Below are 16,985 nucleotides of genomic sequence, written 5' to 3'. Positions count from 1 at the left end.
ATGTGGTTCGTAACCTCAGACATCGTCCGAGTGGTCATCCTCGTCGCCTTCCCAGCAATCACTCTCTTCCTAATACCGTAGCGGCACCTAGGGACATGAAAATAAAATCAAAAATGGAGCGATTTCAATGCAGATAGAAAATCAGATCGCATTAGTCACCGGAGGCGGCAGTGGCCTTGGGGCTGCGACCGCTCGGCATCTGGCGGCGCTAGGGGCCAAGGTCGCAATCCTAGATTTCGACTTGGAGCGGGCCAGTGACGTGGCTGAAGAAATTGGCGGTATCGCTGTGCAGGCCGATGTCAGCGATGAGGCGGCGGTGAATGCAGCACTTGATCAAGTTGAGCAGCAGTTTGGCGCTTCCCCGCGGATTGCCATCAGCTGCGCCGGTGTTGGCACGGCAGCTCGCATAGTTGGGCGTGAAGGAAAGCTGTCCTTTGACGTCTTTGAAAAGACCCTTCGGGTCAATCTATTTGGCACCTATAACGTGATGAGCCATGCGGCACGTCGCATGGCCGAGCGTGCGACACTAGCGGATGGTGAACGTGGCGTTGTGATCAACACCGCGTCGGTGGCTTGGGAAGACGGACAATTGGGGCAGGCGGCCTATTCCGCGTCTAAGGGGGCAATTGCCGCCATGTGCCTACCGGCTGCGCGTGAATTTGCGCAATTGGGCATCCGCGTCATGTCAATTGCGCCGGGCCTGTTCAACACTCCAATGATGGAAGGGTTGCCCGACGACGTAACCGCCAAAATCACCGCCAACATCCCGTTTCCGGCCCGTCTCGGCGATCCGCATGAATATGCGCTTTTGGCGGCGCACATCGTTTCAAACCCGTTCTTGAACGGCACAACAATCCGGTTGGATGGCGCTACCCGCCTTCCTCCGCGATAAGGGAATTTCCTATGTCTGACCCCATTCTCAAGGTCGAAATCAATGGTGCGATCGCCACTTTGACGATGAACCGTCCCGACAAACGCAACGCCATGTGCGAAGAGTTATTGGTTGCGCTTCAGGACTTTTACTTTGCACCGCCAGACGGGGTTCGGGTGGTGGTTCTTACGGGTGTCCAGGGGCATTTTTGCTCTGGGCTTGATCTGTCGGAACATGTGCATCGCTCTGCCGAAGAGAACCTGTATCATTCCCGCCATTGGCATGGGGTGATGGAAAAGATCCAGTTTGGCGGGTTGATCACTGTGTCCGCGATGTTTGGCGCGGTGATTGGTGGTGGGCTAGAGCTTGCGGCGGCCACACATGTACGCATTGCCGAAGCCTCGACTATTTTTCAGCTTCCTGAGGGGCGGCGTGGCATCTTTGTTGGCGGTGGGGCGACGGCGCGTGTTGGGCGATTGCTTGGCCCTGACAGAATGACCGAAATGATGCTGACCGGGCGCAAGTATAGCTCGGATGAAGGGTTGGCCCTCGGCCTTGCTCATTATTCGGTTGGCGAGGGAGAGTCTCAGGATTTGGCCCAAACCCTGGCGGGCAAGATTTCGAGAAATGCGCCGATGTCTAACTATCTGATGGTGCAATCGATTTCGCGGATCAATGACATGTCGCACAGCGATGGGTTGTTCACGGAATCCTTGGCGGCGGCTCTGTCGCAAACCACCCCAGATGCCGAGGAAGGCCTTCGTGCTTTCCTTGAAAAACGCGCCCCAAAATTCCGGTGATGTGATGAAGAAATCTATGGAAACCGACCCAATCAACCAAGATGTGACCCGCGTCAACGATGCGACGTTGCGTCAGTTTTTGGGCTATCACATGAAGCGGGCGTTTAACGTTGTTCAAGCCGATCTTGTGCGCACGTTAAAGCCGTTCGAGCTACGAATGCTGACCTATACAGCACTGGTTTTGATCACCGATAATCCCGGCATTCGTCAGTCACAACTTGCCAAAGCGATGGATATCGAACGCCCAAATCTTGTGGTGATTATTGATGAATTGGAACGGCGTGATTTGATTTTGCGCGAACGAATTCCGACAGATCGGCGGGCCTATGCGCTAAAGCCGACTTTGGCGGGTCGGCAGTTGTGTGACAAGGCCGTTGCCGCGGTCACAGCCCATGAAGACCGGTTGCTGACGCATTTGAATGAGGATGCGCGGGCCTCCATTGAGGCGGCGATGAGAGCGATCGAACAGGGCGCTGGAAGGGGATAAACCATGATACGAACCACTGAGTTTTTACCGCATTCGGTCACCCGCGAAACCCGAGCCGACGGCACGATGTTGTTGCGATCAGACTACGATTTGGGTCCGGTTGCCAATAACACTGGCGAATGGTTGCATAAATGGGCCGACCAAAGCCCCGAGCAAGTCTTTCTTGCGGAACGCTATGGGGCCGGGTGGCGCGAAGAAAGCTATGCTGAAACCTTACAAAAAACCCGCGCAATTGCCGCGTCGCTCTTGGCACGCGGAATGGGGCCTGACACGCCGATTATTATTATGTCGGGTAACGGAGTTGATCACGGGCTTCTATCTCTGGCGGCGCAATATGTCGGCATTCCCGTTGCGCCCGTTGCTGAACAATATTCGCTCATCCACGGTGCCCATGGCCGGTTGCAGCACGCGATTGAACTGATCCATCCCAAGATGGCCTATGTGATTGACGCCGATCATTATGGGGAGGCGTTGAAACTTGACGCATTGAACGGTGTTGAAATCGTTGCCAGCCGCCCCGGAAGCAACCCGGGCGTGACCGCATTTGATGATCTGATCAAAGGGGACGGCGGCGTTGATGTTGATGCCGCATACGCTACGGTGACACCTGATACTGTTGCCAAAATCCTGATGACCAGCGGCTCGACCTCGGCCCCCAAAGGGGTGATGACGACCCAGCGCATGATGTGTGTGAACCAGACACAGCTGGCCGATTCATTGCCGTTTCTGCGCGAACGACCCCCGCGTGTGATGGATTGGTTGCCGTGGAACCACGTTTTCGGCGGGTCACATAACTTCAACATGATGCTGGCCAATGGCGGCAGTTTCTACATCGACGATGGCAAACCGGTCAAAGGTCTGTTTGATCGCACACTCGAAAACCTGTCGATGAAAACAGGGACATTGGTTTTCAACGTGCCGCTCGGATTTTCCATGCTGCTCGACGCGTTGCAAAAGGACGACGCGCTAAAGCGGCGCTTCTTTGAAGAGTTGGATCTGATTTTCTATGCGGGGGCTTCGCTTCCGCAGGATGTTTGGCAAGGGTTTGAACAAATGGCGATGGAGGTCAAAGGTGAAATCCCTTTGATGACCTCCAGCTGGGGACTAACCGAAACCGCCCCGGCCACGATGATGCAACAGGAACCAACAGAACGTTCCGGTGTTGTTGGCGTCCCGATGACTGGCATCACGCTCAAGCTTATCCCGGACGCGGACATGCGCTGTGAAATGCGCATCAAAGGCCCCAATGTTATGCCCGGCTATTTCGAGGCCCCCGACAAAACCGCAGATGCCTTTGATGACGAGGGGTATTTCATCACCGGCGATGCGATGGTTTTCGTCGACAAGGAGGACATGAACAAGGGGATGCGTTTCGATGGGCGGATTTCCGAAGATTTCAAATTGCTAACCGGGACATGGGTTCGGGCAGCTGGCCTTCGGATCGATTTGCTGGCGACCCTTGCGCCGTTGGCGGCAGACCTTGTTGTCACCGGGCAAGACCGCAATGAAATCGGGGTCATGATATTCCCCAACCGCGATGGCCTAAAGGCGGCCGGGTATTCGGACGAAGAGGACGAAGGCGCGCTGACATGTCCGCAGCTTTTGGCGGAATTACATCACCGGTTGAACGAACGGGCAGGGCGCATTTCGGGGTCATCGACCCGTGTGGCACGCGCCATCGTTTTGGCCGAGCCTCCGTCGCTGACCGATGCCGAGGTGACCGCCAAGGGCAACCTCAATTTCCGCAAAGTACTCACCCGCCGTGAGGCCCTTTTGAAACGCCTGTATGACGATGCCGCCAGCGGCATTGCGAAACTCTGAGAGGAAGCGCAATGGTTGATTTTTCCAAAATCCGTGCGATCGATATTCACACCCATGCCGAAGAACCCTGCGGCTGTCACTCGGATGACGGCTATGACGATTTGCAGGCCACAATGGCCAAGTATTTTCGCGCGCCGTGGGAGCACCCGCCAACAATCCCTGAAACCGCCGCCCACTACCGCGAGCAAAACATTGCAGCGGTCATCTTCCCGGTCGATGCCGAGCGTGAAACGGGCTATCGCCGCTATAAGAACGAAGAAGTGGCTGAGTTGGCTGCCGAAAACGATGACGTTCTGATCCCCTTTGCATCGATCGATCCGCACAAAGGCAAATTAGGGGCCCGCGAAGCGCGCCGCCTGATGAAAGATTTTGGCATCAAGGGGTTCAAGTTCCATCCCACCATGCAGGGGTTTTACCCCAATGATCGCATGGCCTATGAGCTCTACGAAGCCATCGCCGAAGAGGGCGGGATTGCACTCTTTCACACCGGCCAAACCGGAGTTGGATCGGGCATGCCCGGGGGCAATGGCATGCGTCTGAAATACTCCAACCCGATGTATATGGACGATGTTGCGGTGGATTTTCCGGACATGAAAATCATCCTCGCACATCCAAGTTTTCCTTGGCAGGAAGAGGCGCTTGCGGTCGCTCAGCATAAGCCCAATGTTTACATCGACCTAAGCGGGTGGAGCCCGAAGTATTTCCCGGAAATTCTGGTGAAATACTGCAATTCTATCCTGAAAAAGAAGGTCTTGTTCGGGTCTGATTGGCCGATGATCACACCGGAGCGCTGGTTGTCTGATTTCGAGAAAATCAACATCAAGGATGAGATCCGCCCAGACATCATCAAAGGCAATGCCGCCCGTCTGTTGGGGGTCGAATGATGACGTGCCCGGTTCCGGCTTTGGTCCATTCCTTTAGCTTGCGGGTCGATCTTTCGGCACCAATCGAGATGGGGCAAGGGCGGGCCGGGCAGCGTCGGATTATTCCGATCATCGGTGGTGCGGCCTTGGGGCCGGACATCACCGGCGAGGTTATGAACCTTGGGGCGGATTGGCAGACAATACACGCGGATGGGGCGGCCCATTTGGACACGCGTTATGCGCTGCGCTCTGATGACGGAGCGGTCATTGAAATCGTCAATATCGGCGTGCGCCATGGCCCCGACGACGTCATGAAACGCCTTGCTTTGGGCGAGGATGTTGACGCCAGAAAATACTACATGCGCACCGCCGCGCGTCTTGAAACCGGGGATGACCGCTACGCTTGGGTCAATCACACCCTCTTTGTCTGTGCTGGGATACGCCGCGCAGATGCCGTTGAAATAGCCTATTACAAAGTGACCTAACCCATGAAACCATTCCAAGCACCGCTTGATGACATCCTGTTCTCGTTGACCCATGTGGCCCGTGCGGCGGAGCTGCCTGATTGGGACCCTGAGCTTGCCGGTGAATTGGGCGGGTATTTTGCCGCTTTTGCCGAAGGTGAGATTGCACCGCTGGATGAGCCCGGTGATCAACAAGGATGCCGTCTTGAGGATGGGCGTGTTTCGATGCCCGACGGGTTCGCTGAGGCTTACAACGCCTACGCAGAGCAGGGGTGGCCGTCGCTGACCGCGCCGGAGGAATTCGACGGTCAGGGAATGGGCGCGCTGATGCTGGCGATCACTTCTGAGATTTTCTCGGGTGCCAATCACAGTATGCAAATGGTGACCGGGCTCGTTCCCGGCGCGATCCGCACCGTGTTGCGTTTTGGGACCGATGCGCAGAAAGCCCGCCATATTCCGCCGCTTGCCTCGGGGGAAACGCTGGCAACGATGTGTTTGACCGAGCCGGGGGCCGGATCTGACCTAAGCCGAGTACGCTGCAAGGCCGAACGCAACGGTGATGGCTGGTCAATCAACGGTGAAAAGATTTTCATCTCAGGTGGCGATCAAGACATGAGTGATCGCATTTTGCATCTGGTCTTGGCCCGAACATCTGACAATGGTGTCAAGGGTCTGTCGCTGTTCCTTTGCCCCTGTACCCGCTCTGATGGGGCCAGAAATGCTGTGACTGTGACCCGGATTGAGGAAAAGATGGGCCTACATGCCTCGCCCACATGCCAGCTGGCGTTTGATGGTGCTGAAGCGGAATTGATTGGCCAAGAGGGCAAGGGTCTTGCCGCGATGTTCACCATGATGAACCACGCCCGTGCAGATGTTGCCCTGCAGGGAGTGGCCCACGCGGCCCGCGCCTATGATGTTGCTAGCGCCTATGCCGCGGATCGGGTTCAGGGCCGTGGCGCAGATGGACAAGAGGTTACCTTGGATCAACATGCTGACGTGCGCCGCATGCTGGATGAAATTGATGGGTTGGCTTTGATTGGACGGGCGATTGCGCATTTGGCTTTTGTCATGATGGAACGTGGCGATGCGCCTGATCTGGTTGAGTTTCTAACGCCTGTTGCCAAAGTCTATTGCACCGAAGCAGGTATGCGAGGAGCCGACCTTGGTATTCAAGTCCTTGGCGGTTATGGGTATTTGCGGGAATACCGGTTGGAACAAACCTATCGCGATGCACGTATCACGGCGATCTACGAAGGGGCCAACGGCATCCATGCCCGCGTATTGGCGACAAGGCTGGCTGGCGGTGCGGCGGGCGCTGCATTTGAAAGTTTTGCGTTGCAAGAGGCCGAGCAGTCAGGAAACGGCGACGTTTTGCAGGCATTAGAGCCATGGAGGGCCATTCGTGCCGAGCTTTTAGAGGGGACGGACCCATCGATATTGGCAGATCGGTTTTTGAAAGCCAGTATTGCGGTGCTTGTGGCTTGTATGGGCGCACGCCTGAGCAGCGCCACGAGGCATCACAATGACCCCGAACGAGTTGCACGCGCCGTAGCCGCCCATTGCAGTGGATATCATTGCTAGTTTCGGCTGAGATAAACGGCAATTGAATGCTCTGATGTGTGTCAGCGGCGTTGCTACGGTGATGGGCTCTGTTGCGCAATGGATATGAGGGGTTTGGACCTGTCGCGGTTTGCCGCTCGGGGGCTCATTTTGGCATTTGTTGGTGCGAATGCGAGGGGGCTTTTCCAGCCCAGTTCCGAGTGTCGGCATCACGGATCGTAAAAGCCAGAAATGTAGTCGAAGATCGTTGTCTCAGCTTGTAGCGTCTTCCCAAATTAGGAAACATTCCCAATGTGACCCGGTCAATTTGGCCGGGTTTTCTTGTCTTCGGCGTGTCCGACCAGAGCCAGCGAACGTTAAAAATCAGATTTCGTGTCTCAAAAGTAGCGTCAATCTGTGCGAAAGCCGGCGGCGCGCCAAAGTGGTAGAAAAGAATGGAACAAAAACAGATGTTTAGGCATTCACACCCCAATTGAAGGGTGGTGCTCTAAGTCATTGATTTTATTGGAGGCGAGTACCAACTCCGCAGTATAGTCTTATCTGGGCGCAATCGCGCTCATAACGTACTGATAATGGTAATTTATAATTGAAATGGAGTACCTCTCCCCTCTCATGCTGTTGCAATAAATCGCATCAAGTAGTATTGTTTATGATGGGTTTTTTGGTGGGTAGGAATGATGCCGAAACTGGCTAAAGAATTATCGGCGATCGAAGTGAAAAGATTAAATGCTCCAGGACTGCATGCGGTTGGAGGGGTTTCCGGTCTATGCCTTCAAGTTTCATGCACAGGAGCGCGTTCATGGCTACTTCGCACGATTGTGGGTGGAAGGCGCCGTGAAATTGGTTTGGGCGGCTTCCCGGAAGTGTCACTCAAAAATGCTCGCGTTTCTGCGTCTGAGATGAAGTCAACGATCAGGAATGGCGTCGATCCGGTGGAGGAGAGGAGGCACCTCCGGAAAGAGCTTGTCGCAAAAACGAAGCGGTGTGTGGCATTTCAAAAAGCCTTCGAAGAGTTCGTTCCGATAAAAGAAAAAATGCTAGCGAAGGATACGAGCTATCGGAAGAATTGGCGAAATAGTGTTGATGAATATGCGCTTCCAATCTTGGGCAATAAGTCCGTTGCGGAGCTAACCAGAGAAGACATCGTTGAGGTGCTCGTCCCCATTTGGGAGGAAAAGCGACCGACAGCCGACAAATTGCGCCGAAAGCTCAGCGAGACGTTGGATTTCTGCAAGGCCAAAGAGTATTTTGTTGGCGACAACCCAGCAGTCTGGTCGAATGAGCTCTCAAAGATTTTGCCGCGTCCGGCCGACGGTTCGGATGAAAGTAACTACCCGGCAGTACAGTTGAAGGACGCGCAGAGGTGTTGGGCCGCAATACAAAGGAGGTCGGGCATTTCAAAGCTCGCACTATCTTTTCAACTCCTAACTGCAACACGCACGGGAGCGGTTCGGTTTATGACTTGGGACGAGCTCGACACTACGGAGGAAGTCTGGACAGTACAGCCACTAAGGAAGTCTTCGAAGGTAACAAGGAAGATGGGCGCGCGCCGAGTTCCCGTTACGCCACAGATGCAAATAGTTTTGGATCAAGTTCCGAGACGCTCGGACTCACCTTACGTGTTCGCTGCGCCGCGTGGTGGAGCGTTGTCCGACGCTTCAATCGGTAAGGTTTTGAAATCCGTCCATACTGAAGATGTAAAATGCGAACGCAGTGGTTTCTTAGATGCCCAAACGGGCAAAGTGGCCGTAGCCCACGGTTTTCGCTCGACATTCAAGGATTGGGCTTCCGAACGTACTTCTTACGAGTGGACGCTATCTGAAGCCGCGCTTTGGCATTTTCTTGGCACTAAGGTCGAGCGCGCATATGCCCGCTCGGATCTCATCGAAAAGAGGCGAGCGATGATGACAGATTGGGGAGGCTTTCTTGCAGGAAACTAGCACGTTTGGAGAGTTTGAAGCACTGAAGTACGCAATTGATGCGTTGCTGGATTTCGAGCAACAATACAGTCAAGTTGAGATTATGGATCTGTTCAATCGCCACACCATTCAGTCGGGAGATAGTGCATCGCTGCAGTCGCTCCTCGTCACCGCATCAACAGAGCCTTTGTCCTATGAGGCCGTACAGCTGACAATTGCGCATTTGGTGCGAACAGCTCAGCCGGTACCCAAGCTTATGGAGGAATGGCTGGGGAAATACTTAGCCGGTAAGTTACCGAAGCCGAAACGTAATCGGAGATCCCGAAGAGCATTTCCCGGAGAGAATTTCGAGCGCGACAGGACGATCCATTTGATCGTTAACGAGCTCGAAGAAAGAGGGGTTCCGCGCTCCGAAACTGTAAGCAGTGGTTTTTTCTTCGCCTATGAGATTGTCGCTCAAGCAAATCGGAATTTGGGCAAAAAGCCTAATTCAGCCAATGGTATAAGGGCGATTTGGGAGCGGCGCGAAAGGGATATCAGGGACAAGAGGAACACTTTTTCGCAAATTGACCTACTGCTTCTGTTAAATCAGGCATAGATTTGATGCCCGCAGCGTGAAGATTGGGAGACATCCAAAAAAACGAGGATGTCTTAATGTTCCTTTCCGACAAAGAGCTTGCAGCTTTTCTATCGATTTCACGTGCCACGGTCTGGCGCTGGACGGCAGAACGTAACTCATTCCCAAAGCCACACGCCCTTTCTCCTGGCTGTAAGCGATGGAAGAAGGCTGAAGTGGATGATTGGCTCGAAGAACTCAGCTCAGCCAACCGCTCTGTAGGGTGAGTTCTCATGCCAAGTGAATTGTTGGCATCGCGCTTACACAATCCAGCTTTCTTTTTCTGCTTGTGGGGCGAGAAAGCCTTACCTCTAAAAACCTGGACTAGCGTATGGTCCAAGCCCACTGAAATACTGCGCCACGCAGCGGAAAATCACAAAATGTCCAACGTAAAAGAATGCCTCGCCAAGTTGGGGTCGCTCCCAGTAGTCCGATGAGCTGGCGAGTGGAAAAGGCCTGCACTGCCAGGAAGTTCGGGAGTGCGCCGCGAAAGCAGATCATCATGTTCCTTGCGGACAAGGCCTCGGATGATGGCTCTGACATTTGGTGCTCGAAGGGGACGATCCGTCAGCATACCGAGCTTGGCGAGACGACGGTCAAACGAACTATCCGGGCCTTCTTGCAAGAAGGCATTTTGGTCGAGACTGGTAAGCGGAGATGCAAGAATGGTTTCACGGTCGTTTACCAGATCGATCTTGGAAGAGTAAGAACGCTTCAACCGATCACTGGGCTCGATACTGAGATGGAATCCTCGGTGGGCCCCGTCCTGACTGAACCCAGAATGGGAGGCGGAGTGACCGAGGTTCTGGGGTCACCGCGCCCCCCAAACCACCCTAAAACCATCCATAAACCTCCCATGCGCGAGCGCGTGGCGGTGGAGGATGAATTGGCTGATAAAGTCTTGGCTGTCTATCCGAGCGACCGTCAGCGCGGGAAGGCGGACTGTCTGAGGAAGATCAGGGCCGCGTTGGACGAAGGTGTCAGCCCCAAAGACTTCATGGATGCTGTGAAAGCCTACGCCACCGAAAGCGCGGACTTTACCCGCTCGAAGGTCTGTTTTTCGGACAATTGGTTCAAATCGGAGCGCTGGCGTGCCTACGTCGGGGACATCACCAAAGGCCGAGAGGAGAGAAAAGCAAAGGAAGCCGAGATGCTGGCCGGATTGGCGAATTGGATTGCCGAAAAACATGCACTTTGCCGCCTCATCACACCCAGCCAGATCGACGCGCTCTTGGCTTCCAAGCTCGTGACCAAGGCGCAAATCCGTGCGGCGGGTCTCAAAATATGAGCACCACGAGAGCGACCAAAGCGCCATCAGCAAGGCGACCCATGTCATACGGCTGCGCCGATGACACGGGACCTTGCGAGTGGCGGCAAGCCTCCCCTTCGAACCCCACCGGCGTGGGCAACGCCCCCACCAAAGAGCTGCTGACCGAGACCTTCGTCTTCCGCTGCACCGCGTCCGAGAAGGCCCAACTGCGCGCCAAGGCCGAGGCTGCTGGCCTGCCTGCCTCGACGCTTTTGCGCGAGGCGCTTGGCCTCACCGAAGCGCGCCGCCGCAAGCCCATCCCGCGCGTCGATCCGGCCTTTGTGCTAGCCGTCGGGCGCATCGGTGGCAACCTCAACCAGATCGCCCGTTGGCTGAATCAAGCCATGAAGATCGGGCGGACGGACCTCGACACGCTGGCCCTCGCGCGTCACCTCGTGGTGATTGAACGCCAGCTTGACGCACTCCTCGATGAGGTGCGGCGGTGCTGATCAAGTTCTTCTCTAATGGCAAAGGCGCGGGCGCGGGTCCGGTCGGTTACCTCGTGGCAGATCGCGTGCTGGCCTATGACGGCAACCGTGACCTGATCCGTGATGCCAATGGCCAGCCAGTCACCGTCACGCGCGACCCACTGCCCGAGGTCCTGCGCGGCAACCCCGAGCGCACCGAGGCCCTGATCGACGCCAGCCGCCATCAGTGGACCTACCGCGCGGGCGTGATCAGCTTTGCCGACACTGACGACCCGACCGAAGACCAACAGGCCGAGGTCATGGACGAGTTCGAGCGTCTGGCCTTCGCGGGGCTGGACCCTGAGCAATATGAGGTGCTCTGGGTCCGCCATCGCCACGAAGGCCGGGTCGAGCTGCATTTCTGCACGCCGCGCCTGGAGCTGACGACAGGTAAGAGTTTCAACATCGCGCCGCCCGGCTACCAGGACGCCTATGACAGCCTGCGGGACGTTATGAACCGGTGCCACGGTTGGGCCGATCCGATGGAGTTAGAGCGCGCCCAGGAGGTGCGCGACACCATTGAGGCCCCGATCCGCGCCCATGGTCGCGACGAATTGCACGCGTGGATCCTCGACTTAGTGAGTGTCGGCCTGATCACCGACCGCAATAGCTTGCTTGAGGCGCTTCATGATGCAGGCTTCGACCTTCCACGTTTGGGCAAAGCTTACTTGACCGTTAGGGACCCTGAAACCGGGGAGCGCTGGCGAATGAAAGGGGAGGTTTTTAATGAGGGCTGGCAAACAGATCCGTCTGAGCCAGAAGTTGAACGAGGAGTTGGAGGCCATGCGCCAAGAGCACATCGGCTTGATCGCTGCACAACAGAAGGACTTCAGGCGCAATTTGAAAGTAATTGCGCGAAACGCGCAGGTTACAATCGAAAGAGATACCCGAAGCTTTCAGATCGAGATGGCGAACATTTTCGAGACGCAACTTCGTTCGATCCGGCACTGGCTGGCGATCTCACCCTTGCTGATCTCGGGTCTGATCTTGATGGGGGTTACCTCGATGATGGCTGCGAGTTGGCTCTGGACGGTGCTGTTGACACGTTCGGAGTTTACGGAACTTGGCCTGACCAAGATCGAGCAGAGGGGGCAGGTCTGGATGACACTAGACCCCGACAGGGTCAAGCTCAGCCGCTGCAAGATTGCGGGCAAGACGCTCAACTGCATCAAGATCATGGAGAGGTGAATGAAGGCGACCCTAACGCCCTTAGAGCGCGACTTGCTCACTTGCGTCGAGCGGTTGGTGAAGGCTTGCGAGGCATCAACAGTCGAATTGAACGGCTTGGAAGCGCGTTCGACCAGCAGGACTGGGAGACAGATATCTTGCTTGTTCGATTGCGTAAGCTTGCTCATGCGTTCTCAAGCCGTGTCTATCAAGTCATTGCGTGGCTTGCTCAGCGAAGAGGCGAGCTGCAGCGTGCTGGACGATCAACTGCAGAAGAGTTTGCAATTAGCGAAGGCCGCCGAAGAAAAGCTGAAGCAGAGCTAAGGTGTCGGCACCTGCAGAAGAAGGGCGCAACCATGGCACGCCTAACCGGCATAGTTGCTGCTCAGCAAGAGCAATCCGCCCCCACTCACAAACAACCGCTTTTAATGCCTTTCCAACGGCCCCGTCGGCCTCTGTCTCGAAAGATTTCACCCCCCTCGGTCGGCCTAACACCGAAACCCTAGGATAAATGACACTATGACAAATCTCAAAGATCCTGCCGAACCGGCTGACCTGCTCCTTCACGATCTGCGCCGGTTTCTGCACAATGCTCATGACCAGCAAGCCTCCTTGAATAAAATCTCCAAAGCGATGGCCAGCTCCACCAGCCATATGAAATCGCAAGAGGGGGCAATTGGGCGAATCCTGCAGAACCTTCAGACGCAACTCGAAAAGGGTGTGGCCGTGCATATCGATGCTGATCTCAAGGCCCACATAGCCAAGGTTTCGACTGTGACCTCTCCTCTGGTGAGCGAATTGCAGAAGGCATCAAGGTCCGCGCGGCAATTCACAATAATGATAACGTTAGTCGCTTTCTCCGCGGGGTTTTCCGGTGGCCTCTTGGGTGTCCTCGCAGCCCTTCGCCTGATGTAATCAAAACGGATTTAGCCATGACGTACAACCCGACCCTCGCCGCCTTTATTCGTTTGCGTGCTTTCGCCGTGAGCGAGAATGCCTCCCCTCTTGACCGTCTGACAACTGGGAGCGCCGCAGCCTGGCTTGCCCATGCGACCTGCTATGGCATCACAGCTGAGAACGAAATCGCGGATCCCAAGAAGAGCCCAGTAGAGCGCGCAACGACGCTTACACGAGCCATGGTAGAGAACTTGACCGCTGCGCGGCTTCCCTTGTCTCCGCCCTTTCAAGCTGTGGACTTGCTGTACAGCGTCATTGAGGATGAGGGAATGGGTGCGATTGAGTTGAAGCACCCTGATTTGTTTCAAGACAAAATCCAGCGAGGGCATCAGCCCTAATCAGCGCCGCTATGGGCTGTGCGTCACGTTTATAGTGGGGCGTAGATTTCGCGCAGGAAGAGTAATAGATGAAAAGTCTTTTTGACTATGAGACAAGCCTTGAAGGTTATGGACCCGAAGCGCTGGAGGCTTTCGAGGTTGTCCTCAGCCGCGCAGGGAGCCTTAAAGAGCTTCCCAGCATGGTGTTGATTGACGAGTTCGAGGACCGTGTGGACCTCGCCGCCCACTGTTATGAAATCTTCGATTTGGCAATTAATGAGATAGCAGTGAGGCGTCTGTTCCCGGAAGCGTCGTGAACTTCTGCATTATTCTACAATAACCATCAAAGTCCTGAAATCATTGGTTTCTCGCCAGTCTACCATGTATGACGTGCGACGATGACCCCATCACGCGGACGCTTGCTGCTTCTCCTCCTTTCAACTAGTTTCAACGTGTTTCCCCCAGAGAGGACATTTCCGAAATGGCCAGCGGCGACATTTTGACCGTGAAAGAGCTCGCCGAGTATCTCAAAATCGCTGAGAAAACAGCATACCGGTTTGCGTCAGAGGGCAAGGTTCCGGGCTTCAAGGTGGGCAGCGCATGGCGGTTTCGCAAAAGCGAAATTGATCGCTGGATCGCTGAGCAAGAACAAAAACAAGAAGGGGCAGGGAAATGACAGGCCAGCAAGAACGCGACGAATTACACCGTCAAATCTGGGCGATCGCAAACGACGTGCGCGGGGCCGTCGATGGTTGGGACTTCAAACAGTTTGTTCTTGGCGCTCTATTTTATCGGTTCATCAGCGAGAACTTTACCAACTATATCGAAGCGGGTGACGATAGTGTCAACTATGCTAGTATATCCGACGCCGACATTCCTGACGAAGTTGTTATTGATGCGGTTAAAACCAAGGGCTACTTCATCTATCCCAGCCAGCTGTTTTCAACCGTGGTCGCTGCGGCGAATACCAATGAAAGCCTGAATACCGATCTGGCAGCCATCTTCACCGCGATTGAGGCATCGGCCAGCGGTTACCCGTCTGAGGAAGACATCAAAGGCCTGTTTGCTGATTTCGACACCACCAGTAACCGCCTTGGCAACACTGTCAAAGACAAAAACAAGCGCTTGGGCGATGTTCTCAAAGGTGTCGCAGGCCTGCCTTTGGACTTTGATGACACCGAAGAAGACATGTTTGGCCATGCATATGAATTCCTGATCTCGAACTACGCCGCCAATGCGGGCAAATCAGGGGGCGAGTTCTTTACCCCAACCCATGTGTCCAAACTGATCGCGCAGATTGCCATGCACGGCCAAACCACGGTCAACAAAATTTACGATCCTGCTTGTGGTTCAGGCTCTTTGCTGTTGCAGGCCCAAGATCACTTTAAAAATCACGTGGTCGAAGACGGTTTCTTCGGGCAGGAAATCAACCACACCACCTACAACCTAGCCCGCATGAATATGTTCTTGCACAACATTAACTATGACAAGTTCAACATCCAGCTGGGCAACACCCTGATTGATCCTCATTTCGGTGATGACAAACCCTTTGATGCCATCGTGTCTAACCCGCCTTATTCGGTGAAATGGGTGGGGGCGGATGATCCGACTTTGATCAACGATGAACGCTTTGCGCCCGCTGGCGTGCTCGCCCCGAAATCCAAGGCGGATTTTGCCTTTGTGTTGCACGCGCTCAGCTATCTTTCCGCCAAAGGCCGCGCGGCGATTGTTTGCTTCCCGGGTATTTTCTATCGTGGCGGCGCAGAGCAAAAGATCCGCAAGTATCTGGTGGATAACAACTATGTTGAAACCGTGATCGCGCTTGCGCCCAACTTGTTTTACGGCACGACGATTGCGGTGACTATTCTGGTGCTGGCTAAGAACAAAACAGACACTGCCGTGCAGTTCATTGATGCAACGGGCGAGCAGTTCTTTGACAAAAAAACCAACAACAACGTCATGGATGCTGATCACATTAAAGCGATCATCGATCTGTTCGACAGCAAAGAAAACGTGGCCCATGTCGCCGAGACCGTACCTTACGAGAGAATCTCATCGGACGCGAACAACTACAACCTGTCGGTCAGCGCCTATGTGGAGCCTAAAGACACTCGCGAAGCAATCAACATCACCGAGCTGAATGCAGAGCTGGTCACAACGGTTGCCAACATCAACAAACTACGTTCGGACATCGATGCCATCGTTGCGGAGATCGAGGCATGAGCGATCTGGGCTTTCTGGAAAAGCTGCTGGATGGGGCTGCGGTGGAATGGCTGCCGTTAGAGAAAGTTGCAAAAATCAAGCACGGCAAGGATTGGAAAAAGCTGGACGAAGGTGATGTCCCTGTTTACGGTTCGGGCGGGATCATGGGGTACGTTGATACATTTTCGCATGATAGACCCACCGTCCTAATTCCTAGAAAAGGTTCGATCACAAATATCTTTTACGTCGAAGAGCCATTTTGGAATGTAGACACTATTTACTACACAGATATCGACACGGGTCAGGTGGTTCCCAAGTATCTGTATCACTTTATCAAGACTATTGACTTGATGGCGCTCGATACTGGGTCAGGAAGGCCTAGCCTAACGCAAGCTATTCTGAACAGGCTGGAGATCCCCGTCCCATGCCCTGAAGACCCAGAAAAATCGCTGGCGATACAGGCAGAGATTGTTCGGATTTTGGACAGCTTCACCGAGCTGACAGCCGAGCTGACAGCCGAGCTTAAGGCCCGCAAACAACAATACAACCATTACCGCGACCAGCTTTTGAGCTTTGAAGATGATGATGTGGAATGGAAGATTTTGGGTGATATCACCGAGATCAAAACAGGGCAAAAGCCATCCGAAATTCTCGATAGGACAACCGAGTTCGACTACATCAATGCAGGGACCACGCGATCAGGTTATGCAGCGGCTAGCAATTGTGATGGCGACACAGTCACCACGCCCTCTAGAGGGCAAGGAGGAATTGGCTTTGTTGGGTATCAGCGGGATCCATTTTGGTTGGGTCCGCTCTGCTACAAATTGCAAGCCCTGGATAAGAGCTTCTTGATCAATAAATACCTATACTATTTTTTTCAGTCAAAGGCGGCGTTGCTACTCTCCCTTAAGAAAGAGGGGGGTGTTCCTGCTGTCAATAAATCCGATTTATCGAAGCTAGAAATTCCGGTTCCCTCTTTTGAAGAACAAACCCGCATCGTTGCCATCCTCGACAAGTTCGACACGCTGACTACATCACTCAGCGAGGGCCTGCCGCGCGAAATCAAGTTGCGACAGCAGCAATATGAATACTACCGCGATCTGCTCTTAAGTTTCCCAAAACCTGAGGAGGTCGCATAGATGCCTGAGCAGGTAGAAGCCCAAGA

General features: G+C 54.5%; 19 protein-coding genes. All 19 read left to right on the top strand.

The annotated features are described in order from the left end of the window. Positions 1–127: 127 nt before the first annotated feature. The 19 genes from Q1A43_RS18535 to Q1A43_RS18445 all read left to right on the top strand — a co-directional run bounded on the left by Q1A43_RS18535 (position 128) and on the right by Q1A43_RS18445 (position 16,959). Positions 128–892 carry an SDR family NAD(P)-dependent oxidoreductase gene (locus Q1A43_RS18535; protein ID WP_299924147.1) on the top strand — a complete coding sequence of 255 codons (765 nt, stop codon included), beginning with the start codon at positions 128–130 and terminating at the stop codon, positions 890–892. A gap of 11 nt (positions 893–903) precedes the next feature. Further along, positions 904–1,671, top strand: a complete 768-nt coding sequence (locus Q1A43_RS18530) for a crotonase/enoyl-CoA hydratase family protein (RefSeq protein ID WP_299937656.1) — start codon at positions 904–906, stop codon at positions 1,669–1,671. A 4-nt stretch (positions 1,672–1,675) separates the two neighbouring features. Then, positions 1,676–2,158 (top strand): MarR family transcriptional regulator, encoded by a 483-nt coding sequence (locus Q1A43_RS18525; protein ID WP_299937653.1) that lies wholly within the window; start codon positions 1,676–1,678, stop codon positions 2,156–2,158. 3 nt (positions 2,159–2,161) lie between these two features. Continuing rightward, positions 2,162–3,979, top strand: a complete 1,818-nt coding sequence (locus Q1A43_RS18520; protein WP_299937651.1) for a feruloyl-CoA synthase — start codon at positions 2,162–2,164, stop codon at positions 3,977–3,979. A gap of 11 nt (positions 3,980–3,990) precedes the next feature. Then, positions 3,991–4,863 carry an amidohydrolase family protein gene (locus tag Q1A43_RS18515; RefSeq protein WP_299924161.1) on the top strand — a complete coding sequence of 291 codons (873 nt, stop codon included), beginning with the start codon at positions 3,991–3,993 and terminating at the stop codon, positions 4,861–4,863. Next, positions 4,860–5,327 (top strand): DUF3237 domain-containing protein, encoded by a 468-nt coding sequence (locus tag Q1A43_RS18510; RefSeq protein WP_299937647.1) that lies wholly within the window; start codon positions 4,860–4,862, stop codon positions 5,325–5,327. Before Q1A43_RS18515 ends, Q1A43_RS18510 begins: the two co-directional genes overlap by 4 nt. A gap of 3 nt (positions 5,328–5,330) precedes the next feature. Beyond that, positions 5,331–6,887 (top strand): acyl-CoA dehydrogenase family protein, encoded by a 1,557-nt coding sequence (locus tag Q1A43_RS18505; RefSeq protein WP_299937644.1) that lies wholly within the window; start codon positions 5,331–5,333, stop codon positions 6,885–6,887. Positions 6,888–7,540: 653 nt separating this feature from the next. Beyond that, complete coding sequence (locus tag Q1A43_RS18500) at positions 7,541–8,806, top strand: integrase arm-type DNA-binding domain-containing protein (protein ID WP_299937642.1); 1,266 nt, start codon at positions 7,541–7,543, stop codon at positions 8,804–8,806. Then, the gene (locus tag Q1A43_RS18495) at positions 8,793–9,383 is read left to right on the top strand and encodes a hypothetical protein (protein ID WP_299937640.1); all 591 of its coding nucleotides are present in this window, start codon (positions 8,793–8,795) and stop codon (positions 9,381–9,383) included. Before Q1A43_RS18500 ends, Q1A43_RS18495 begins: the two co-directional genes overlap by 14 nt. Positions 9,384–9,439: 56 nt before the next feature. After that, positions 9,440–9,628 (top strand): AlpA family transcriptional regulator, encoded by a 189-nt coding sequence (locus Q1A43_RS18490; protein ID WP_299937638.1) that lies wholly within the window; start codon positions 9,440–9,442, stop codon positions 9,626–9,628. Positions 9,629–9,903: 275 nt separating this feature from the next. Further along, positions 9,904–10,689 (top strand): hypothetical protein, encoded by a 786-nt coding sequence (locus Q1A43_RS18485; protein ID WP_299937635.1) that lies wholly within the window; start codon positions 9,904–9,906, stop codon positions 10,687–10,689. A 113-nt stretch (positions 10,690–10,802) separates the two neighbouring features. Beyond that, the gene (gene mobC / locus Q1A43_RS18480; protein ID WP_299937633.1) at positions 10,803–11,159 is read left to right on the top strand and encodes a plasmid mobilization relaxosome protein MobC; all 357 of its coding nucleotides are present in this window, start codon (positions 10,803–10,805) and stop codon (positions 11,157–11,159) included. Continuing rightward, a complete protein-coding gene (locus Q1A43_RS18475; RefSeq protein WP_299937631.1) occupies positions 11,153–12,850 on the top strand; it encodes a relaxase/mobilization nuclease domain-containing protein in 1,698 nt (565 codons plus the stop codon). Before mobC ends, Q1A43_RS18475 begins: the two co-directional genes overlap by 7 nt. A 13-nt stretch (positions 12,851–12,863) precedes the next feature. After that, positions 12,864–13,259 (top strand): hypothetical protein, encoded by a 396-nt coding sequence (locus Q1A43_RS18470; RefSeq protein ID WP_299937629.1) that lies wholly within the window; start codon positions 12,864–12,866, stop codon positions 13,257–13,259. Between the two features lie 17 nt (positions 13,260–13,276). Beyond that, positions 13,277–13,639 (top strand): hypothetical protein, encoded by a 363-nt coding sequence (locus tag Q1A43_RS18465; RefSeq protein WP_299937627.1) that lies wholly within the window; start codon positions 13,277–13,279, stop codon positions 13,637–13,639. A 68-nt stretch (positions 13,640–13,707) separates the two neighbouring features. Beyond that, complete coding sequence (locus tag Q1A43_RS18460) at positions 13,708–13,935, top strand: hypothetical protein (protein WP_299937624.1); 228 nt, start codon at positions 13,708–13,710, stop codon at positions 13,933–13,935. A gap of 164 nt (positions 13,936–14,099) precedes the next feature. Next, entirely contained in the window at positions 14,100–14,294 is a 195-nt protein-coding gene (locus Q1A43_RS18455; RefSeq protein ID WP_299937621.1) for a helix-turn-helix domain-containing protein, read from the top strand. Next, a complete protein-coding gene (locus tag Q1A43_RS18450) occupies positions 14,291–15,841 on the top strand; it encodes a type I restriction-modification system subunit M (protein ID WP_299937618.1) in 1,551 nt (516 codons plus the stop codon). The genes Q1A43_RS18455 and Q1A43_RS18450 overlap by 4 nt, the downstream gene beginning before the upstream one ends. Beyond that, positions 15,838–16,959: a restriction endonuclease subunit S gene (locus Q1A43_RS18445; RefSeq protein ID WP_299937616.1), complete on the top strand. Its 1,122-nt coding sequence runs from the start codon at positions 15,838–15,840 to the stop codon at positions 16,957–16,959. Before Q1A43_RS18450 ends, Q1A43_RS18445 begins: the two co-directional genes overlap by 4 nt. Positions 16,960–16,985: the final 26 nt, after the last annotated feature.

Source organism: uncultured Pelagimonas sp. (assembly GCF_947498515.1).
Lineage (GTDB): Bacteria > Pseudomonadota > Alphaproteobacteria > Rhodobacterales > Rhodobacteraceae > Pelagimonas.
Note: the sequence above shows the minus strand (reverse complement) of the source record. Positions and strands in the feature narration are given on the sequence as shown.